The sequence below is a fragment of the Pontibacter korlensis genome (assembly GCF_000973725.1).
In the GTDB taxonomy this organism is placed as follows: Bacteria; Bacteroidota; Bacteroidia; order Cytophagales; family Hymenobacteraceae; genus Pontibacter; species Pontibacter korlensis.
This window is the reverse complement of the sequence record NZ_CP009621.1, coordinates 1411273-1431953: the sequence shown is the minus strand read 5'-3', so window position 1 is coordinate 1431953 and position 20681 is coordinate 1411273. Positions and strand designations below refer to the sequence as shown.

Annotated in this window: 24 protein-coding genes and 1 riboswitch; of the genes, 15 read left to right on the top strand and 9 right to left on the bottom strand. The window is 46.9% G+C overall.

Translation table 11 applies throughout. The features are described 5' to 3' along the window. Positions 1-31 precede the first annotated feature (31 nt). The 5 genes from nadC (at position 32) to PKOR_RS05990 (ending at position 3675) form a co-directional block, all read left to right on the top strand. Complete coding sequence (gene nadC / locus PKOR_RS06010) at positions 32-889, top strand: carboxylating nicotinate-nucleotide diphosphorylase (RefSeq protein ID WP_046309693.1); 858 nt, start codon at positions 32-34, stop codon at positions 887-889. 102 nt (positions 890-991) lie between these two features. Beyond that, the gene (locus PKOR_RS06005) at positions 992-1582 is read left to right on the top strand and encodes a hypothetical protein (RefSeq protein ID WP_235337283.1); all 591 of its coding nucleotides are present in this window, start codon (positions 992-994) and stop codon (positions 1580-1582) included. Positions 1583-1690: 108 nt separating this feature from the next. Beyond that, positions 1691-1999, top strand: a complete 309-nt coding sequence (locus PKOR_RS06000; protein WP_046309692.1) for a hypothetical protein — start codon at positions 1691-1693, stop codon at positions 1997-1999. 168 nt (positions 2000-2167) lie between these two features. Continuing rightward, the gene (locus PKOR_RS05995; protein WP_046309691.1) at positions 2168-2911 is read left to right on the top strand and encodes a class I SAM-dependent methyltransferase; all 744 of its coding nucleotides are present in this window, start codon (positions 2168-2170) and stop codon (positions 2909-2911) included. 8 nt (positions 2912-2919) lie between these two features. Next, the gene (locus PKOR_RS05990; RefSeq protein WP_046309690.1) at positions 2920-3675 is read left to right on the top strand and encodes a ZIP family metal transporter; all 756 of its coding nucleotides are present in this window, start codon (positions 2920-2922) and stop codon (positions 3673-3675) included. Between the two features lie 391 nt (positions 3676-4066). Here the strand turns inward: PKOR_RS05990 and PKOR_RS05985 are convergent, their stop codons facing one another. The 3 genes from PKOR_RS05985 to PKOR_RS05975 all read right to left on the bottom strand — a co-directional run bounded on the left by PKOR_RS05985 (position 4067) and on the right by PKOR_RS05975 (position 5734). Beyond that, positions 4067-4447 (bottom strand): hypothetical protein, encoded by a 381-nt coding sequence (locus tag PKOR_RS05985; protein ID WP_046309689.1) that lies wholly within the window; start codon positions 4445-4447, stop codon positions 4067-4069. 129 nt (positions 4448-4576) lie between these two features. Beyond that, entirely contained in the window at positions 4577-5014 is a 438-nt protein-coding gene (locus PKOR_RS05980; protein WP_084694736.1) for a septal ring lytic transglycosylase RlpA family protein, read from the bottom strand. Between the two features lie 3 nt (positions 5015-5017). Then, positions 5018-5734 carry an alpha/beta fold hydrolase gene (locus PKOR_RS05975; RefSeq protein WP_046309688.1) on the bottom strand — a complete coding sequence of 239 codons (717 nt, stop codon included), beginning with the start codon at positions 5732-5734 and terminating at the stop codon, positions 5018-5020. 105 nt (positions 5735-5839) lie between these two features. Between PKOR_RS05975 and PKOR_RS05970 the strand changes: the two genes are divergently transcribed. Continuing rightward, the gene (locus PKOR_RS05970) at positions 5840-6193 is read left to right on the top strand and encodes an MmcQ/YjbR family DNA-binding protein (protein WP_046309687.1); all 354 of its coding nucleotides are present in this window, start codon (positions 5840-5842) and stop codon (positions 6191-6193) included. Between the two features lie 35 nt (positions 6194-6228). Here PKOR_RS05970 and PKOR_RS05965 read toward each other — a convergent pair whose 3' ends face one another. Next, positions 6229-6987, bottom strand: a complete 759-nt coding sequence (locus PKOR_RS05965; RefSeq protein WP_046309686.1) for a hypothetical protein — start codon at positions 6985-6987, stop codon at positions 6229-6231. Positions 6988-7017: 30 nt separating this feature from the next. Continuing rightward, entirely contained in the window at positions 7018-7323 is a 306-nt protein-coding gene (locus tag PKOR_RS05960; RefSeq protein ID WP_046309685.1) for a hypothetical protein, read from the bottom strand. 560 nt (positions 7324-7883) lie between these two features. On the opposite strand from PKOR_RS05960, the gene PKOR_RS05955 reads away from it, so the two are divergent. The 3 genes from PKOR_RS05955 (at position 7884) to PKOR_RS05945 (ending at position 8771) form a co-directional block, all read left to right on the top strand. Beyond that, positions 7884-8102: a hypothetical protein gene (locus PKOR_RS05955; RefSeq protein WP_235337280.1), complete on the top strand. Its 219-nt coding sequence runs from the start codon at positions 7884-7886 to the stop codon at positions 8100-8102. Positions 8103-8183: 81 nt separating this feature from the next. Further along, positions 8184-8363 carry a hypothetical protein gene (locus PKOR_RS05950; RefSeq protein WP_046309683.1) on the top strand — a complete coding sequence of 60 codons (180 nt, stop codon included), beginning with the start codon at positions 8184-8186 and terminating at the stop codon, positions 8361-8363. Positions 8364-8507: 144 nt separating this feature from the next. Beyond that, entirely contained in the window at positions 8508-8771 is a 264-nt protein-coding gene (locus tag PKOR_RS05945; RefSeq protein ID WP_046309682.1) for a hypothetical protein, read from the top strand. A 51-nt stretch (positions 8772-8822) separates the two neighbouring features. Here the strand turns inward: PKOR_RS05945 and PKOR_RS05940 are convergent, their stop codons facing one another. Then, complete coding sequence (locus PKOR_RS05940) at positions 8823-9209, bottom strand: Hsp20/alpha crystallin family protein (protein WP_046309681.1); 387 nt, start codon at positions 9207-9209, stop codon at positions 8823-8825. Between the two features lie 566 nt (positions 9210-9775). On the opposite strand from PKOR_RS05940, the gene PKOR_RS23365 reads away from it, so the two are divergent. Next, a complete protein-coding gene (locus PKOR_RS23365; protein WP_148561639.1) occupies positions 9776-10939 on the top strand; it encodes a T9SS type A sorting domain-containing protein in 1164 nt (387 codons plus the stop codon). Positions 10940-11060: 121 nt separating this feature from the next. Here the strand turns inward: PKOR_RS23365 and PKOR_RS05930 are convergent, their stop codons facing one another. After that, the gene (locus PKOR_RS05930) at positions 11061-12587 is read right to left on the bottom strand and encodes an FAD-dependent oxidoreductase (protein ID WP_046309680.1); all 1527 of its coding nucleotides are present in this window, start codon (positions 12585-12587) and stop codon (positions 11061-11063) included. Between the two features lie 284 nt (positions 12588-12871). On the opposite strand from PKOR_RS05930, the gene PKOR_RS05925 reads away from it, so the two are divergent. The 3 genes from PKOR_RS05925 (at position 12872) to PKOR_RS05915 (ending at position 14974) form a co-directional block, all read left to right on the top strand. Then, the gene (locus PKOR_RS05925) at positions 12872-13276 is read left to right on the top strand and encodes a hypothetical protein (RefSeq protein WP_046309679.1); all 405 of its coding nucleotides are present in this window, start codon (positions 12872-12874) and stop codon (positions 13274-13276) included. A 216-nt stretch (positions 13277-13492) separates the two neighbouring features. Further along, positions 13493-14125, top strand: coding sequence for an OmpA family protein (locus PKOR_RS05920; protein WP_084694735.1), 633 nt, complete (start codon positions 13493-13495; stop codon positions 14123-14125). Positions 14126-14254: 129 nt separating this feature from the next. After that, the gene (locus PKOR_RS05915; protein WP_046309678.1) at positions 14255-14974 is read left to right on the top strand and encodes a hypothetical protein; all 720 of its coding nucleotides are present in this window, start codon (positions 14255-14257) and stop codon (positions 14972-14974) included. A gap of 304 nt (positions 14975-15278) precedes the next feature. On the opposite strand, the gene PKOR_RS05910 is transcribed toward PKOR_RS05915, so the two are convergent. Together PKOR_RS05910 and PKOR_RS05905 are read right to left on the bottom strand one after the other, a co-directional pair. Beyond that, positions 15279-17663, bottom strand: a complete 2385-nt coding sequence (locus PKOR_RS05910) for a ribonucleoside-diphosphate reductase subunit alpha (protein ID WP_046309677.1) — start codon at positions 17661-17663, stop codon at positions 15279-15281. Positions 17664-18031: 368 nt separating this feature from the next. After that, on the bottom strand, positions 18032-18991 hold the full coding sequence (locus PKOR_RS05905) for a ribonucleoside-diphosphate reductase small subunit (protein WP_071843118.1): 960 nt from the start codon (positions 18989-18991) through the stop codon (positions 18032-18034). 637 nt (positions 18992-19628) lie between these two features. Between PKOR_RS05905 and rplU the strand changes: the two genes are divergently transcribed. After that, positions 19629-19937: a 50S ribosomal protein L21 gene (rplU, locus tag PKOR_RS05900; RefSeq protein ID WP_046314148.1), complete on the top strand. Its 309-nt coding sequence runs from the start codon at positions 19629-19631 to the stop codon at positions 19935-19937. 70 nt (positions 19938-20007) lie between these two features. Continuing rightward, complete coding sequence (gene rpmA, locus PKOR_RS05895) at positions 20008-20277, top strand: 50S ribosomal protein L27 (protein WP_046309676.1); 270 nt, start codon at positions 20008-20010, stop codon at positions 20275-20277. 253 nt (positions 20278-20530) lie between these two features. Further along, a riboswitch (SAM riboswitch) is annotated at positions 20531-20635 on the top strand. Positions 20636-20681 lie beyond the last annotated feature (46 nt).

Here is a 20681-nt window from a genome sequence, read left to right as displayed (position 1 = left end):
TTTATACCGAGCCTTTTTTTATTTTTGCACCGTGAAACCGACATACCTGACCGAAACAAGCATAAACGAGTTCATCGCCAAGGCCTTGGCAGAGGACGTAGGCGACGGAGATCATTCCTCGTTGGCGGGCATACCTACCGATGCACAAAACCAGGCACGCTTGCTGGTAAAAGGCGATGGCGTATTGGCTGGTGTAGAGCTGGCTGGCTACATCTTTAAAGCAGTAGACCCTGGTCTGGAACTGGATGTAAAGATGCACGATGGCGACCGCATGCAGCGTGGCGATGTGGCTTTTACCGTGAAGGGAAAGGCACAAAGTATACTTACTGCTGAGCGACTGGTGCTGAACTGTATGCAGCGTATGAGCGGCATTGCGACGTATACCAATTATATGGCCAGCCTGATAGAGGGTACCGGAGCAAAACTGTTAGACACCCGCAAAACCACCCCAAATTTCCGGTTGATGGAGAAATGGGCTGTAGTGATAGGTGGCGGCCATAACCACCGCTTTGGCCTCTATGATATGGTAATGCTGAAGGATAATCACGTGGACTATGCTGGAGGCGTGAACGCAGCCATTACTGCTACCCAACGCTACCTGCAGGAAAAAGGCAAAGACCTGAAGATAGAGGTGGAGACGCGCAACCTGCAGGAGGTACAGGAGGCTCTGGAGACAGGCGGCATCCATCGCATTATGTTAGACAACATGAGTACAGATATGATGCGGGAGGCAGTGGCCATGATCGGAGGCAAGTACGAAACAGAAGCATCTGGAGGTATCACAGAAGAAACCATACGTGCCGTGGCAGAGTGTGGCGTAGACTATATCTCCGTTGGCGCACTTACCCACTCTAACAGAAGCATAGACCTAAGTCTTAAGGCTTTTTAAACCATTTGCCCCTGTTTACCAGCGGGAATTAACTTGACTTTGCTCTGCAGGCATGGCCGGAGGGGCTGGAAAAGAAGACAGAGAATTTACACTAATTAATTTATGCAGCAACCAAACCAAAGAGGTCGCCGGATGGCGCAGGGAGCTAATCCACTGGCTATCCGAACAAAGAAATATCAACTAGATAAAAACGATTATACCCGTATGGCACTAGGCCAGGTATGGAGCAAGAGCTGGTGGCAAGCTTTAATTCCACTGGTATTATTCCTGCTGCCAGCTATCTTTAGCTTTTCGTGGTGGTGGGTGGCTGGTGCCATCATCGTAACGCTGCTTTTCGTGCTGCTGCGTTCGGCGCAGGTAATGAGTGTAACGCAGGTAGAGCAGGGCAGCCCGCTGTTCGAGAAGCTTACTTACGAGGTAGATCAGCGTCAGATCCTGCTCAGACGAAATGAGCGCGAAGGAATGGCCCTGACCTGGGATATGATCGAGCGTGCCCAAAAGAAAGACAGTGGTTATATGCTGTGGTTGCAGCCGCCAAACAATGCCCAACTACCAGGAGGTTGGAAAGGTTGGGTTGCACGTACATTCCAGGTGCCGGTTTTCATCCATATGCCGTTCCGCATCTTTAACAGCCCTAACGACCTGAAGTTGATGGAGAGCTATCTGCGCCGCAAAAATCTGCTGGCAGAGTAGTACTATAACCTATTTAAGGTAAGGTGTCGTAAAATATTGATAAATAAGGCTTTGCTTTTGCTATAGGAGGCAAGGTGCTTATTCGGAAAGTATAAAAAAGTATAAAAAATGAATAAGAATCTAACAGCAGTATTTGCCGCAGCCTGCGGTTTATTGGTGGCTTCTTGTGGTACACCATCAGACCTCAGACCTGACGAGAAAGTGTCTACAGACTATGTAGAGCCAGGTACACGCCAAACTTTTAATGTTTCTGATGCCGGATCGCCAGAAGTAACGACTAGTGGTGTGCAGGGTGGTGAAACAGAGCACGGACAGATAATGCCAGACCGTGACTTGGGAGGTAATACCATCAACCCTGGTGACACTGTTTCTGAAGCTACAGAGACAAACACTAAAGCTGGCGCTACAAAAGAATAATTTTCTGAAAATATAGAAGGCCTGCCGCAGCTCATAAGCAGCTGCGGCAGGCTTTTTTGTGTCCATACAGCAGTATTTTAGAACAACACTTTCCAATTTATGATACGTATACCCGGGTTCGGTAATTTTCACCTATATTTGCAACACTATTGCTTTTAGAACACTTGCATGGAAGCACAACCGGACACGGCGGAGTGGTTTAGTACCTGGTTCGATTCGCCGTATTACCATATTCTTTACCAACACCGCGACATGCAGGAGGCGCAGCATTTCATGGATAGGTTGCTGGCATACCTGCACCCTAAGCCACACGAGAAGCTGCTGGATTTAGCTTGCGGCAAAGGTCGCTACTCGCTTTACCTTAACCAGAAAGGCTTTGATGTTACGGGTATAGACCTGTCAGAAAAAAGCATACAGTTTGCCAAGCAGCATGAGAACGAGCGGTTGCATTTTGTGCGACACGATATGCGGGAGGTATTCAGGCCTGAGGGTTTTGATTTTATACTTAACCTGTTTACCAGTTTCGGGTACTTTGATACCGATACGGAGAATGTAGTAGCTCTTTGTGCTGCAGCCGAGAACCTGAAACACGGAGGCAAGCTGGTAATCGATTTCATGAACACTGATAAGGTGATAGACCGTTTAGTAGCCACGGAGGAGAAGGAAGTGCAGGGTATAAACTTTAAGATTACCCGTGGCGTAGAGAATGGCTTCATTGTGAAGAGCATCAGGTTTCACGATCAGGGGAAGGAGCATAACTATGTAGAGCGAGTGCGGGCACTGCGTCAAGAGGATTTTCTGGAGTACTTCAGCATGACGCAACTGCGCCTGGTCGAAACCTTCGGAAGTTACGAGTTGACACCATACAACCAAGCTACTAGCGATAGAATGATATTCGTGCTAAAAAAATAACGCCCTGCATGACCATAGCTATACTTGCGCTTTTCTTTACAGTAATATTATCCGGCTTTTTAGTAAAAGTGTTTCCGCCAACTAATGCTAAGTGGCTTAAAATGGCCCTGGCTTTTAGCGGAGCCTACCTATTTACAATTACCATTATTCATTTGCTGCCAGAGGTGTTGCTAAATAGTAGCAGTAGCCCCTATCGGGTAGGATACTGGGTTCTGGCAGGTTTCTTCTTACAGTTAGTGCTGGAGCTTTTCTCTCATGGTGTAGAGCATGGTCATATTCACCACCACGGGCACACCGACTCCATGCCGTTTCTATTGCTGGGCTCGCTGTTTGTACACTCCTTCCTGGAAGGAAGTATACTGGTAGAGCATGGGCACGCGCATGCACACAGTGGCGGATATGAGCACACGTCAAATAATTTTTACCTGGTACTACTCGGCATAACGTTGCACCATATACCTGCGGCTTTTGCCCTTATGTCGGTACTATTGTCGCGGCTGGAGAATTTCCGGAAGGCTTTTCTGTGGTTGTTGGTGTTTGCCATAGGTTCGCCACTGGGTATCCTGGTGAGTAATACGTTACTGACACAGGAAGCTGCAGACGGATTGGTTTTCACTGCCCTTACAGGATTGGTTGCAGGTAACTTTCTGCACATCTCCACTACCATACTATTCGAAACAAGCCCGGACCACCACTTTAACCGTAATAAGCTTTTTGCAACGCTGCTTGGCCTTGTACTCGCCCTGGTGAGTGACTTTATATAAGGCTTACATGGGCTTCTGCCTGTTGATCAGGAGTGTAACGGAGGAACATAAAAAAGGCCGGAGCTACCAACTCCGGCCAAACTCACCTTTAAAAACAGCTTTTCTGCTGTAGTAATCTTCAGTTCTTAGACCCGGTGCCTAAGCCAAGGTTTAATAAAGAGTATAAAATCAGCTGCTTTCTTGCTTAGTTAGCTAGAAGAGTAGCCACGTTATAGTTGTGTATACTTTGCATTGATAGGTCAGCCAGAGCGTCGCTATAACTCCTCCTCGGCATTCTTTGGGAAAGCAGGGGTAAGAGTAGTAGGAAATAAGGTTTCTTCAGGTGCGTAAAAGCAGCGAACCATAGTGGAAGGTTCTTTTCGAAGGTTACGCTTAAAAAGGGAGAGTGAAATTACATTACTGTGGACAGCAACGTTGCAATTAGTGCTTTGATAGTGATCATGATAACGCCAGCGCCTGAGGCATCATTAGAGTCTTCCTCTTCCGGTGTGAAGGCGTCGCGGAAATAAGCCAGTGGGCTTTCCAATACGTCCGAATCCAGTACCGACTTATCCTGGGGTTTGGTGGCTGTGGGTTTTGGCCTAGCTTTATCTGTGCCAGCTTTTGTTTCTTGGCCCGGCTGTACTACCTGTGTCTGTACAGTAGTGGTAGTGGCAGATGAGCCATTGTTGTTATCTGCATAGGCTTGGGTAGCGGGCATAACCAGCATGCATAGCAGCAGAACGGCTGCCATAGGCAGAAAATCGCGCACTTTTTCCCAAGCTTTAAACATGCCCAAAGCTATACAAAGAATTGCGGAATATCAAGAAGAAGTTGCTATGTTTTAGATAAATACACTAAACATAGGGTGAATGTATGTTGCAGTTTACGTGCAGCTTACTACAGTTATATTAGGGGGGCTCTATTTTGATTTTGCAGACTTCACTACTTTCACTCTGACAGGTACCACACCCGCTTTCATCATATCTACACGTTTGGCAGCGGCTTCTGATAAGTCTACAACTCTGCCACGTACAAAAGGGCCTCTGTCGGTAATCTCCACCTTCACCGTTTTGTGCGTTTGTAGGTTTGTAACCTTTACCTTGGTGCCAAAAGGAAGCGTTTTATGGGCGGCAGTCATTTTACCACGGCGGTACTCCTCGCCATTAGCCATTTTCCGGCCTTGGAACTTGCGGGCGTAGTAAGAAGCTTTGCCTTCTTCGGTATATCCTTTCTCCCCAAAGCCAGGAGCAGAAGAGGCGCAGGAACTGAGGCAAAGTGCTGCTGTGGCAGCGGCAACTGTGGCTTTGGTCAGGCGGTAAAATGCAGATTTGAATGAAAAGGGTAAAAAAGAAAGCATAGGCTAATGTGTTACTGAAGGGTAAACGGTTAGTTGCCCGATGAATTGCCTTATCTGCTGGCTTAATTCGCAAACCGGGAGTGCCTCAAGAGGATGGCGTGTGTTGGGCTGCACCTGCAGGCGCGCATCAGGTAATAAGCGGTAAGCCCAGAGCGTTTCCTCTACAGATACCATATTGTCCCGATCTCCTACTGCTACCCGCACGGGGAGCTGTACCTTTGGAAGTGTTTCGGTTGAGAGGATAGGGCTTTGGCCAAGCTGGAGCATCATGCCAGCTGTATGGTGCATTACCTGTTTCCAGTCCTGCGGAGTATGGCGATTGGCTAGTGCAGCGGCAAAGGCTGGTACCTTCTCCTCCACTTTCGTTGGGTTCAGCAATTTGATTTCCTTCTGCGCAGCTTCTTCGGACCAGGCAAACTTAGTAGCTAAGGTATAAATGCTGCGGATGCACTCAGGGTGGTGCATGGCTAAGATTAGCGCGGCATACCCGCCCATGCTGTAGCCAAAGATATGCGTGCTACTGATCTGCTCCTGCTCCAGAAACTGCAGAATGTCCTGTACAAACAGATGCATGGTAAAAGGCTCCTGCGGTAAGGGCTTACCTCCGTGGCCTGAAAAGTCCAGGGTATGTACTAGAAAGGTATCTTGTAGAGCCTGTTTCAGCGGCTCCATTGTAGTTGATGAGCCTAATGCTCCGTGTAATAGCAGTAGGTTTTCCATAGAAGGTAGCTGGTGTAGTGGGCTTTATCCAAAACTACGAAAATCACTTCAACAATGCAGATGAAAGTATAAATTGCCAGCCGCAAGTATAAACAGCACGTTCGTATGACAATTGAGAACTTACAGGAGTTATGCCGGCAGCTGCCTGGTGTAACTGAAAGTATAAAGTGGGAGCACGACTTGTGCTTCTGCGTAGGCGACAAGATGTTTCTGATAGCAGGTCTTGATCAAACGCCTACCTCTGCTTCTTTTAAAGCTAGTCCGGAGGAGTTTGATGAGTTAAGCAGCTGCCCTGGTTTTAGCCCTGCTCCTTACCTGGCGCGGTACAAGTGGGTAGCAGTAGACGATCTGAATCGCTTGAAGCCACAGGAGTGGGAGCAGTATATTCTGGCCTCGTACAGAATGGTGGCACAAAAGCTGCCGAGAAAAGTGCAGAAGGAGCTGGGCCTGGAAGTATAAAATAAAAGCCGGAGTTTGCGGCTCCGGCTTTTATTTTATTGCTTTAGTTGGTAGTTGTAAACCTCCATGGCCTGAGTCAGCTTATCCTTCTGGAAGAGGTTGATAACGAGCTGAGCACCTAAGATGCCTGCCCCGGCATACATGAGCGGGGATACCTTTAGGTTTGTGGTGCCATTTATCTCTTGCGAGTCATTGATAGACTTAACTGCGCCTACCGCCAGCAAGCCCGCTCCAACTATAGATACACCTGTGTTAATCAGCTTGTCCTTCTTGTACCGGCGAAGCAGCGCCATGCTGGAAGCATTGTCTGCGAGGGCTGTCTCCAGGTTGTCGTAGTTCATGATGTAAAGAGGCCCGTTGTCTTTTGAGAAGAAGTAGATGCGCTTGCGGCTGGTGCGCGGCATGCCATACCCGTAACCATAGCCGTACGGAGAGTAACCATAGCCACCTCCGTCATAATACGTGCGGGTTGTGTAGAATCTATCTATACGTGGGCCATCGGTAAGGCGCTTGGCAAAAGCATCGTACCTGCTGCCAGCTTCTACACGTGCAAAAAAGCCATCCTCGTTTTGAAAAACACTCACCATGCTTGGATTATACTTTAGAGAGTCATCCAGCAGGAAGTGGTTTGACTTAAAGATAGGCGATTTGTACTGCAGCTTGTCAGCATAAACAATTCGTCCGTCTTGCAGCTGTATAAAATAGCGGCCTTGCCCACTGCTGGTTTGGCCAAAGGCGGTATAACCAAGCAGCAGGCAGAGTATTAGCGGTAAAAGATTCTTTGTCCTTATCATACTTGTAGTGTATATAATCTTGAGTATCGGTTAAAACAGGAAAAACAACATAATGATCATCCCCAGTAGAGCCAGGTATACCCAGCGCATGAGTTGGGGGCGGTGCTTGCTTGGTACTGAGCTACTCACAATTAAGACTGCTGCCAATAGGCACACCAGGTAAAGAAGTATAAACGTAACTGCTTTCACCCAGTTAGGCACCACTGTATTCTCGGGCTGGTATTGGTTGCTCATGCCCATACCCGACAAGAGCCACTGCAGTCCAAAGAACACTACTAGCTCAAAAACAACAAAGTATAGTAGCCAGTTCAGCCAAGTCTGTTTGCTGCTGCTCATAGGTTCAGGATCTTATAAATTGCCAGCACTTGATGCAGTGTCCGGTCCGGAAGTAATAGCGGTGTACGGTGTCTTCAGTAACGAAAGCATGCTGCTTCATCGTATTCTGATCCTCCCCACCCGCTGCTAAATTCTGGGCTTCCTACTAGCTTCCGCTGTAAACTTAGCACCTCACCAAAAACCAGATAAACCTACGCATTTTTCGGATTCATCAAAAGTGTATTATGTGCGATAATGCAGGTGTCTAGAATGCAGTGGGTTATGCTGTTTCTCCGGCTTCGTGCAGAATATTATTATTTGTTGTCTGATGTATACATAGGAGTATAGCAGTAACTATATACTTTGGCCTGCTTTTTGTACTGCTTTGGGTGGACATCTGCAAGTGCCGATCTTATGCAAACAATGGGATTGAATGCCGAAATAGTGGCTCGATAGCCTTAAAATGCTGTTTATCAGCTATGTTGTTTTCTGAAGAATCTACTTGTACTATTAATTTTTTTGAAACATAAATTGGGTGTTTCACCGTTAAAATACCAGGAGATTGTAGGGATATGAAGTTAATGCGAAATATAACGTTAGATAATTATAATTTTTATGCCGGTGGGGAAACAAGAAAGATCTTTAGTGTAGCTTACGAAGATCTTACTACGCTTATCTATTACCAGGACAAAGACAACAAGTTTAAGCTGGTGGTAGCGAAAGAAAATGACCCGCCTATACTCATAGAAAAAGGAATAACGAGAGCTGAAGCTTTTCGTTTAATGAACACCCGTCCGTAACCCGGACGGGTTTTTTATTGCCTCCTTCCCTATTCAGATTACCTGTAAAAAGCTTTAGGTACTGTTCCCGTATACGCAGGTATGAATCTGAAAAACCCATACTATAAAATAGCCTTAATTGGTGCCATCATAAGTTTGGCGGTGCAGCTGGTGCTGTTTTTTGCCGTAGACCCCTACTTGGCTTCTGTTATATCTCCATTTTACCCTGTCTGGTTTATACTGTTTGTGGTAGGTTGGCGCAAAGAACATCCGCGGCATTAGTGGCTCTACCCCCTTCTGGCGTTGTACAGAGGCAAGTACAACGAATAGTAAAATCAAGAAAATGGCGTGGTAACGGGAGCCTGTGGCAAAATGGGCACTTTTTATGTCTTTTTACTCTTATAGGGTATAGCCAAAGACATAAGTATGAACAAGACGCAAGAGAGGATAATGGCCGACGAGAACCACGTGCAGCACATGTTTCTGCTAGTGGAGAGTAGTGATGTAGTGTGTGTACTGAATATTGCAGGTCACCCGTATCGCCTGCGTGAGCTGATTTTCATGATGGTTGAGAACGGCTGTCGCGTAAAGCAAACCACCCCCGACGATTTTAATACCTTTGATCATGATAAGGAGACAGTGGAGGTACATGACTTCCTGACCTCAATTATCAAGGCAAAGTTTGTGTAGTCAGCTCGAAGGTCTACAAACAACGAAGGCTACCATTGGTAGCCTTTATCGTTATTGTTGCTTAATCTGGATCTCACGAGGCTGATTGATACCCTCGTAGTATGGCAGCCTTACCTGTAGCTGTCCATCTTCATGCACGGCCTCTATACGGCCCAGGTCAACCTGCGGAGGCAGTATAAATGTTCTGTTGAACATTGGGGCAGCCATCTGTGGGTTTTCTTCGTTGTGCAGCACTGAAAATAAGGTAAGCTGGTTATTGTGCAGCACTACCTTGAATGACTCTGGGCTTACACCGGCAGCCCAAACATTAATTACAGCGCCTTTCTTATACTTCTTTATATCCACATATGTCTCGCTCACGCCACCGCCAAGCGTGTTCAGCAGGTCAATCTGGTGTGCAATGTTTCTTAAAAACTCTTTATCCTTTATCAATTTCATCGCTTTCTCCTTCTTAGTTCTTATATGCCTCCTAGTGCAAACCTGATGCCATATGCAACTTTGTGTCATACTGTTATATGAAGATATATTTTTAAGTCAAAATGACTATAATCAATGCTTTATAAGCTATTTTAGGTGTCAAGCTGTCACTTAAATAGGATCAAACCTACTTTTCCGTAGCGTTAGCTTCTTGCTCTCAAGCCTCTTTCTATTGTGTATTTCTAAGGTGCTTTTTCTGCCATTTATTGCCTAGTTCTCCAGATAGACATCCTTTATAGTATAGCGGTTTTCCCAAAAATAGAATGGAAGTATATAAAATAGAATAAGGGTGTCATTTTGGGAATAATAGAGAAAAGCTATGAATGCATTGAAAATAAAAATGTTCTTAGTTAAAGTTTATTGTAAAATAAGTCAATAAATATAAGTGATTGATATACAGGGGTAATATGGTGGCCAATATGGGAACGGCTGGGTAATGTTATATTACTATATTCTATTGTGATAGAGGGGTATAGGGCTGGCATGCTTCTTTCATTGTATAACATCGAACGAAACGAAGTAATACAGTGAAACAACTTTACACCCTTATCTCCTTTTTGCTTTTATTGGCTTTTTCTGTGCAGGCACAGGAGGTTACGCTTTACGAGCAAAATTTCAATTCTACAACACCAGAAATACAAACCGCAACCTGGGTTGTAGATACACAATATCCAAACGGTACTACCGGAGGTGCTTATTTCAGAACAAGAGTTTCTACATCTATCAGCAACATTAAGCAATTCACCGTTACCAAGACAGTTTCTACTATAGGTATGGTTGGTTTGATGGCTACCTGGAAGGAGTACAGAACGCAGAACTGGCGCCACAACGATGCTAATCGTACAATCCTTAGAGAGAGACAAAACGGCCACTCTACTAAAATAGATAACATCAACCCTATCGTACTAGAGTATAGCCTTGATGGAGTTAACTTCTCTTCTAAAGGCATCAATTTCACCCAGAACACGAGCAATTTCTTTACTTGGGCATCTGTTAACAAAGGTCAGCCAATCTTCCTGCCTTGGGATCTAATGAACCAGGAGAAGGTTTACTTCAGATGGACAATCACCGTTAATGCCGCCAATGCAGACTACTACGCTTTGGATGATATCAGAATCTGGGGCGAAAGCGACCAGGAGATGGGAACGCTGCCAGTAGAGCTGGTTTACTTTAAAGGTGCGGTACAGGGTAACAATGCTAAGCTGAGCTGGGCTACAGAACAGGAGCTAGACAACGAGAAGTTTGTGGTAGAGCGCAGCCTGGATGGCCAGAGCTTCAGCAAAATTGGTGAGGTAAAAGGCAACGGCAACAGCGTAACCCGCCTGTACTATAGCTTTACAGATACTAACCCGGTTGAGGGAACAAGCTACTACCGCCTGCGCCAGATAGACTTCAGCGGTGCTGAAGAAGTTTCTAATGTAATAGCCCTGCAGTTTATGGGCCGCCAGCGTTCGCTGAACGGTGACCTGGCTAAGGTATATCCTACCATTGCTACGGATGAGGTAAACGTTAGCCTTGCCCTGAACAATGCACAGGTAACAGTGATGGACGCTAACGGCCGCCAGGTGGCACAATACAGCAATGCAGGTCATCATCTTGTGTTGCCAGTGAGCCAGCTACAGCGCGGTATGTACTTCGTGACAGTTACAGACGGCGCGCAGCGCCAGACACAACGTTTCGTGAAGCAGTAATAAGAACTTTACTTTGTTCGTTCAAGAAGCCCCGGCCCTTTGTAGGTGCCGGGGCTTTGCTTTTATCCAGTAATATGTTTAGCCCCCTTCTCTGATAAATTAGTGAAAGGGATAGAGCCTATCAATCGTTTTTAGTGGCATCAGGCTTAGCCAAATTGTAATAAGCAGGTCCTTCCAGCACCTCCCCTTCTACTGAAAAACGGCTGCCGTGGCATGGGCAATCCCAACTTTTCTCAGCGTTGTTGAAGTGAACAATACAACCCATGTGGGTGCACACCGACGACACTACATGTAGTTTGCCTTCGTCGTCGCGGTAGGCGGCCAGCTTCTCGTCGTCTATCTCTATGGTTTTGCCCTCGCCAGGCTTGATATCTTTTAGCTGTTCAGCTTCGCCGTAGAAGAGCCAGTCTTTTACCAGGTGTGTAGCCACGCTAATGTTCTCCTTGGCAAACTTAGGCGCGGAGGCTATAGGGGTAAAACGCTTTGGATCGAAGAAGGTAGCCCATGGGTTTTCTTTCTCAAGTATGGCATCAGTAATAATCATGCCTGCCACAGTGCCCCAGGTAAGGCCATCGGCAGCAAAACCAGTGGCGATGTAAGTATGGTCCTGCATAGGGCTGGTGCCAATGTAAGGCAGTACATCAGCTGGCTTATAATTCTGGGCCGCCCATTTATACACAATATGGTCTACATCGAATCGCTCCGTCAGGTATTGCTCCAGCTTCAGGAAGTTCTCTTCGTTGTGCTCCTGGTGTCCTACCTTGTGCGCCTCCCCTAGTACCAGCAAATAGTTGCCTTGCTCGTTGCTGTACGGGCGAACAGAGTAGTGCTGCATCTGCTGCACATGCCAGTATACGCCCCCTGCCGGGACCTCTCCCTTCAGGCGGACCGCCATAGCATACTCCCGGTACGGCTCCATGGCTGTGTGCACGGCGTAGATACCTTTAGGTGAGTGCGTAGCCATTACCACATGTTTAGCCGTTACTTTGCCCTGCTCTGTATGTACCACACAAGGCTCTCCATCCTCTACGTTTGTTACCTTGGTGCCTTCAAAAATACGGCAGTTTTCTCCTTCAATGGCAGCAGCCAGCCCCTGTACATACTTTAGCGGGTTAAACTGTGCCTGGTTAGCTATGTTTGTTATAGACTCTACTTTGAACGGGAATCCGGCAGGAGCCTGGTCAGTGACGGGTAGACCAGCTTTCTCAGCGGCTCTCCGCTCACGCTCCACTTGTGCCATCAGGTCGTTGCCTGGCTCTGAAAACAGGTACCAGGGCACCCGCTTAAACTCGCAGTCTATGTTATACTCCTGTACCCGCTGCTCAATAAAGTCTACAGCGGTACTGCGCGAAGATGCCACTGCCTTCAGCGTTTCTTCGTTGTGCTTCGATTCCACATTGTACAAGCGCTCGTCTACAGGTGCGTACAGGTTGCCGGTTGAGGAGCCGGTGGTGCCAGATCCTACTTTCAAGGCTTCCAGCACCGCTACGCGTTGGCCCGCCCTGGCTAAGTTGTAGGCAGTGCTAATGCCGGTTATGCCTGCACCTACTATGGCTACGTCTACCTCTATGTCGCCTGAGAGTTGCGGATATGTTCTGAAGGGAGTGGTTGCGCTCCATAATGCTTGTGTAATGTGATCTGCTGCCATGATCTTACGATTTTTGATGTGTTGCTTAGGCTTTCGTAGAAAAGCGACTGCAGGTTCTATAACCTTAAAAATATTTCCTTGTATAAAGCGTTGTTGCTATCTGCTGGCTTGCTTTGCCTGGTGGAAATACACCCAAGAGGTGGGTTTATCGCATTTATGCAAATTATAAAAGGGGTTTAAAGTAGTGTTACAGAGGTATGAATGCTATAACATCTATTGTTATTTTATGAGTATAAGCCTATTTTTGTAGGCTACAACAGTCCATTAGCACGCTTTTTTTATTTATGGAGATAAATTACTTCCAAAATCATGTGGTAACTATCACGTATGATGAGGAATTACGATTAGGATCAGCTGTTTGGAAAGGTTTTCTTTCGAGCGAGGAGTTTAGAGGGGCCATTAGTACATGTGTGCAGATGATGGAGGAGTACAAAATCCTGAGGTGGCTGGGAGATAACCGCAAAATGCGGGTTATCCGTCAGGCTGACCAGGAGTGGTTTATAGAAAATATTCTGCCCAGGCTTCAGCACTCAACGTTGCGACGTAACGCTGTGCTGGTATCCGAAGACTTCTTCAACAAAACAGCAGTAGAGCAGATCTACAAACGTGCTGAAGGGCTAAGCGATTTGGTAACCAAAGACTTTAACAACAAGGTACTTGCTATGGGCTGGCTCAAACAGCCATTTTAAGCTAAACTATTTCATATAAGTGCTCCTTTCCTACCAGAGATATTTAAGTAAACAAGAACGCCGCTGATGCTTAATCAGCGGCGTTCTTGTTTATGGCCCAGGTACTCTCCTGCGCCCTTCTGCTTGCCGCTGCACAATAGCTCAGAGGCAGCTAAAATAACCATGCCCTATGTATGCACCCCGTAGATTTTAATATGACCAAAGATTATTAGAGCTATGAAAAAGACTACTTTATTGATATTTATAGGAGTTGGGATGTTAGGTGCATGTAATAATCCGGACGGAGGCGTGGAGAAAGATACTATGGCCAATGTTACAGCCGACTCCGCTGTAGTATATGACGATGAGCGGGGGCAAGTAGAGGCCGACGCAGTAGAAATTATTGATGTTGATGAAGGCTTCTGGGTGAACATAGACTGGAACTCACCTGTCGCTGACGACCCTGAGATGAAGAACGCTGGAGTAGAGATGCGCTCTAGCAACGAATACAACATCTACAGAATGGAAGACAAGATACTTTTTGATACTGACAAAGCTCAGATACGCCCGGAAGGCAAAGAAAAGCTGCAGCAGATTGCAGAAGAGCTAAAGAGCCTGCCACCTAACGGGCCAATCCGTGTTTTCGGGCATGCCGATGCACGTGCTGGCGAAGAGTACAATGTAGAGCTCTCAAGGGAGCGGGCCAATGCAGTAAAAGATTGGCTTCGGAACGAAGGAGGCATAGCATCTAACCGCTTGTCTATAGAAGCGATGGGCGAAGATGCACCACGAGCCAGTAACGATACAGAGAGAGGCCGACAGCTAAACCGCCGTGTAGCTATTGTAGCCGTAACACGGCCGCAACAATAGCCACCACCATATAAAGAGCAGAAAGCCTCTGGTACACCACCAGGGGCTTTTCTTTTGGGGCTGTGCGCACTAACACGGCAGGTTGGCAAACGTATATTTAATAGTTACTGGGGCATAAAGCAGAGAGGTATGAAAGCAGTTGTAAAATATGCCTTATTAGTGGCATGGGCTCTACTGAGCCTGGGGTGCGGAGAAGATGATGAGTCTGACACCAACCCCATCAAACCTATAGAAAAACTTACCTACACTTTTGAGCAGGGGGCTGAGGGATGGCAAGGAGGTGTGTCCGACTACCCCAAAGATTGGGATCGCGAGCGTCTGGAGTTTATATTCGAGCATGCTGACCTGCCTGAAACAATAAATGAGGGAGGCCAAGGCATGAAGATATCTGGCCGAAACATCAGCGATGACCTGTTTATGTTTATGAAGAGGCAGATAACAGGACTGCAGCCTAATCATAAGTATCGGGTTACTTTTTTGGTGGAGTTAGCCTCTATGTATCCGGAGCAGTCGGTTGGTATAGGTGGTAGCCCGGGGGCAAGTGTTTACCTGAAGGCAGGTGGGGCCACCATAGAACCTGCTCCTATCGAGGCAGGAACCAACATCGGGATGAATATAGACAAAGGTAACCAAGCGCAGGGCGGCAGAGATATGAAGGTGCTTGGTACGGTTGGTATACCTGGAGAGGCGTTCGAGTACCAGCTCATTCAGCGGGATAACCGGCAAGACCCTATCGAGATAACAACAGACAGCAACGGTAGCCTCTGGGTTATTGTAGGCACAGACTCCGGCTTCGAGGGCACCACTACACTATACTACAACACCGTAATGGTGGAGCTGGAGTATTAGTCGCAGGGGCTTTGCTTAGTAGTTCAGACATTACAGCCTGTGTAGTTTTTGCAGCTCATTCCACTGTCTTCTGCTTTGTCTGCCCTGTTGCAATTCTTGTAAGAACCATACGCAGGGCCATTGCTTTGTTAAACTGATCTTGATTCGTGAGCATTTTGTGCTTGCTGTATGGCAAGTCTTTAGGATTGGCTAAAAGTATGAACAACAGTATTCCATCCGCTGGCAGGGCGCCAGCAGTAGCATGGAGTGTATAAGAGGTAGAAAAAAGAAAAAGGAGGGCGATGTGCCCTCCTTCTTTAGTTATTTACGATCCGCAAGCTTCGCAAGCGTCTGGGTTGTCTAGCGAGCAAGCCATGTCGCTGCGGTTCTGGTCTTGGTTGCTGTATACCGGCGAAAGGGTTTCGGCGGCTTGTTTCTCTACCGTAAACTTAATCGCGTCTACAGCAGACTTGGTGCGCAGGTAGTACATACCTGTTTTCAGGCCTTTCTTCCAGGCGTGGAAGTGCATCGAAGTCAGCTTACCGAAGTTCACGTTCTGCACGTGCAGGTTCAGTGACTGGCTCTGGCAGATAAAGGCACCACGGTCAGCACTCATATCAATTACAGCACGCTGGCTGATCTCCCATACTGTCTTGTACAGGTCTTTGATGTGCTGCGGGATGTTCGGGATATCCTGAACAGAACCGTTGGCCGCGATGATGTCGTTCTTCATCTTATCGTTCCAGATACCTAGCGCAATCAGGTCACGCAGCAGGTGCTTGTTCACTACCATGAACTCGCCAGACAGTACGCGGCGCAGGTATATGTTAGAGGTATAAGGCTCAAACGATTCGTTGTTACCCAGAATCTGTGCAGTAGAGGCAGTAGGCATAGGCGCTACCAGCAGCGAGTTACGCACACCGTGCTTCACTACGTCCTGGCGCAGGCTTTCCCAATCCCAGCGGCCGCTCTCTGGTGTTACGCCCCATAGGTCGAACTGGAATTTACCCTCTGAAAGTGGAGAACCTTTAAATGTCTCGTATGGTCCCTGCTTCTTCGCCAGGTCTTTAGAAGCCGTCATGGCAGCGAAGTAGATGGTCTCGAAGATATCCTTGTTCAAGCCTTTTGCCTCTTCGCTTTCGAATGGCATGCGCAGGTGAATAAAGGTATCAGCCAGGCCTTGTACACCCAAACCAATTGGGCGGTGGCGCAGGTTAGAATTCTGGGCCTCCTGTACAGGGTAGTAGTTTATATCGATAACCTTGTTCAGGTTAACAGTTGCATGGTAGGTTACATCAAACAACTTCTGGTGGTCGAAGGTCTTGTTACCGTTCTGATCTTCCTTCACGAAGCGAGGCAGTGCCAGAGATGCCAGGTTACATACAGCAATTTCGTCTTTGCTGGTGTACTCCATAATCTCAGTACACAGGTTCGAAGACTTGATGGTGCCCAGGTTCTGCTGGTTAGACTTGCGGTTTGCGTGGTCCTTATACAGCATGTATGGTGTACCCGTCTCGATCTGAGACTCCAGTATGTGGAACCACAGTTCCTGTGCTTTTACTGTTTTGCGGGCGCGGCCTTCACGCTCATACTTCTCGTACAGGCGCTCAAAGTCTTTACCCCAGCACTCGCTCAGGCCTGGTGCTTCGTTCGGGCAGAACAGGCTCCAGTCGCCGTTCTCTTCCACGCGCTTCATGAACAGGTCTGGTGTCCAGAGGGCATAGAACAAGTCACGGGCACGGTTTTCTTCCTTACCATGGTTCTTCTTCAGCTCCAGGAAGTCAAAGATATCCGCATGCCATGGCTCCAGGTAAATAGCGAAAGCGCCTTTACGCTTGCCACCACCCTGGTCTACATAGCGGGCTGTGTCGTTAAACACCTTCAGCATTGGGATGATACCGTTGGAAGTACCGTTGGTGCCTTTGATGTAGGAACCGGTAGCACGCACATTGTGGATGCTCAGGCCAATACCGCCGGCGCTCTGCGAGATCTGCGCGCACTGCTTCAGGGTATCGTAGATGCCCGGAATGCTGTCGTCCTGCATGGTTAGCAGGAAGCACGAAGAAAGCTGTGGTTTTGGCGTGCCGGCGTTAAATAATGTTGGCGTGGCGTGCGTAAACCATTTCTCTGACATGAGATTATAAGTCTCGATGGCAGATTCGATGTCCTCCTTATGGATACCCACGGCCACACGCATTAACATATGCTGTGGGCGCTCCACAATCTTGCCATCCAGGCGAAGGAGGTAAGAGCGCTCCAGTGTTTTGTAACCGAAGTAATCGTAGTTGTAATCGCGGTCGTAGATGATGGTAGAGTCGAGCAGGGCCGCATTCTTACGGATGATCTCATATACATCCTTGGCGATCAGCGATGCATTCTCTCCCGTTTTAGGGTCTGTATAAGTATACAGGCGCTTCATGGTGTTGGAGAAAGACTTGCTCGTAACCTTGTGCAGGTTAGAGATAGCTACACGTGCAGCCAGCACCGCGTAATCCGGATGTTTGGTGGTAAGCGACGCAGCTGTCTCGGCAGCCAGATTGTCAAGCTCTACGGTGGTCACGCCATCGTAGATGCCGTCGATCACCTTTTTAGCCACCTCAATCGGCGACACATAATCCATGTGTAAACCATAGCACAGCTTTTCAATGCGTGCGGTAATCTTGTCGAATTTGACGGATTCGCGTCTGCCGTCTCGTTTAACTACTAACATAGCGTATACAATTAGCGGGTGTCAAGGGCCCGGGTGATTAATTAAAACAGGTATATAAATTAGCCTCTGCCGCTGCAGCAGGCGGGTATACTTTGGGGTATTACTACTCGGCTCTTACGGTGAGAAAAGTGTAAGCCGTTGTAGTACAAATGATTATAGGTTAAGCAAAATGCTTTTACTATATAGCAGGGCTGAGATGCCCCTTTAGATGGCGATGATGCCAGCTTTTGCTCCGGGAGCGGTGGTGCGGTCGCCTCTGCTACTTCTACTGCCGCCCGGGTACTACGATATTAAAAGTAAGTCTAGGTGGGGAAAGAAGATGTGCTTTCTCCCTTTGGCCACCTAAACTTACTAAGTAATCTCTAATCTTAAAAGTCTTCGTCCAGCGAGAAAACATTTTTGTCTTTGTCGCCCAGTACGCCAGCTTTCTGGTACTCGCCCACACGCTTTTCGAAGAAGTTTGTCTTGCCCTGCAGCGAGATCATTTCCATAAAGTCGAATGGATTTGTGGAGCCATAGATCTTACTATAACCAAGCTCACTTAACAGGCGGTCAGCCACAAATTCGATGTACTGGCTCATCAGCTTAGCGTTCATGCCGATCAGGTCTACTGGTAGCGCATCGGTTACGAACTCCTGCTCTATACTTACCGCATCACGAATAATATCGTGCACGCGCTCCTCTGGCAGTTTGTTCTGCAGCATAGAGTATAGTAAGCAAGCAAAATCGCAGTGCAGGCCTTCATCTCTGGAGATTAGCTCATTTGAGAAGGTAAGGCCTGGCATAAGGCCGCGCTTCTTCAGCCAGAAGATAGAGCAGAAAGAGCCAGAGAAGAAAATGCCTTCTACAGCTGCAAAGGCGATCAAACGCTCGGTAAAGTTCTCGCTCTCAATCCACTTAAGCGCCCATTCGCCTTTACGCTTCACGGCTGGTACGTTATCCAGGGCGTTAAACAAGAAATCTTTCTCCGACTGCTTCTTTACATAAGTGTCGATCAGGAGAGAGTATGTTTCTGCATGGATATTCTCCATCATGATTTGGAAACCATAAAAGCAACGAGCCTCTGGTATCTGTACCTCATTCATGAAGTTCACGGCCAGGTTCTCGTTCACGATGCCGTCGGAGGCAGCGAAGAAAGCCAGTACGTGGCTAATGAAATGGCGCTCGCCGTCGTTCAGGTTTTCCCAGTCTTTCAGGTCCTGGCCCAGGTCAATTTCCTCGGCTGTCCAAAAGCTGGCTTCTGCCTTCTTATACATCTGCCACACCTCGTCATGCTGTATAGGGAACAGTACAAAGCGGTTAGGGTTCTCTTGCAGTATTGGCTCCATAATCACGTAATTTTATATAGTTAAAGGGTCTTGGTTAATAATGAGTATCAAAACCTCTTGAGCTCAGGAAATGTTTACAGCCTCCATGGGTGTTTTACTACTTATATCCTGACTTCAAATATATAGAAATGAACTTGATTTGCGGGGCGAAAGTTGTTCAATTTATGCACACCCACTCAGCGCTCTGTTTTGGCTGATTTTAGTGGTAATTCACACCGTTATCCACATTGCAATCCACTTATATATAAAGTGATAAATATTGTAAATGCTATATGTAATCGGTGTTAAGTGCATTTTGCGCTGCTTTGAGCTGTGTAATTATAGTGTAAGAGAGGGTGTTGCAGTTGCAAACAGAGGTGTGTGTCTGTAGTTAAGGGGTTGTTTGGCTCTGCCAGGCATGCTTTGGGCAACTTTTGTGGAAAAGTTTGTTTTGGAGTTTTGGCTGCAACTGCTTGTTGCAAAACATCTTATGCAGGGTTTTGAGAGTTTTCCAAAAATGACACGAGTTTATGCACAAAGTTTTCCACAGTATTGTGAAAGGTAAATGAAGTGAGAACAAATTGTTATACAAGCCGTTGCAAATATCAAAATGAAGCCGTACTTTTGCGGACTAAACTTTAAACATACATTGAAGCTGATGTACGCAATTGTAGAAATCGCAGGTCAACAGACCAAAGTAGAGAGCGGTAAGTTCATCTACGCTAACAAGCTTTCCGGCAATGAAGGTGACGCCGTTGAGTTCGCCAATGTTCTTCTAACTGATGACAACGGTACAATCACTGTTGGCGCTCCTTTTGTGGATGGTGTTAAGGTAACTGGCAAAATCCTAGGAGACGTTAAAGCTGACAAAGTGCTTGTTTTCAAGAAGAAGAGAAGAAAAGGGTATAAGAAGTCTCGCGGCCACCGCCAGCAGTATACCAAGGTTCTTATCGAAAACATTGGTTAAGCAGTAAGAAGAAATTAATCGTAGAACTTTTGGGTTTAGGTTTCCTAACCCAGTTAAATAGTAAAAGAAAATGGCACACAAAAAAGGCGTTGGTAGTTCCAATAACGGCCGCGAATCGCATTCTAAACGACTTGGTGTTAAGATTTACGGTGGCCAGGACATTATTGCAGGTAACATCATTGTAAGACAAAGAGGTACTGCGCACCACCCAAGCACAAACGTAGGTATAGGCAAAGACCATACTCTGTTTGCACTGGTTGATGGTACTGTACAGTTCAGAAAAGGTAAGAAAAACCGTTCTTACGTTTCTGTAGTTCCTAAAGTAGAGGCAGAAGCTTAATTTAGCTTTACCACTATAGAAAAGAGGGATGCCGCTCAGGTGTCCCTCTTTTTTGTTTTTAGGCAGCGGAAAGCAACAAACCAGTTTTACTGGCGTATAAATAACAAAGAGGTTATAGGTAATAAATTAAACCTCTTCAAGAAAAGGGACGCATCAGTGTCCCTTTTCGCATTTATGGCCTTCTCAGAAAAAGTAAAGGTGTGCCTGGTGCAACAAATATTTACTTTCTACGGATATCCCATTATATTTGCATCTCTTATCAAGAAAGACTGAGGGATAGGGCCCGATGACGTCTTAGCAACCATGTATAAAGCTTGGTGCTAACTCCCTCCTGGTGCATTGCCAGGGAAGATAAGATTGCTCCTGCCTAAACTCAGGTGTCCTTCTTGATAAGTTGTGTAGAA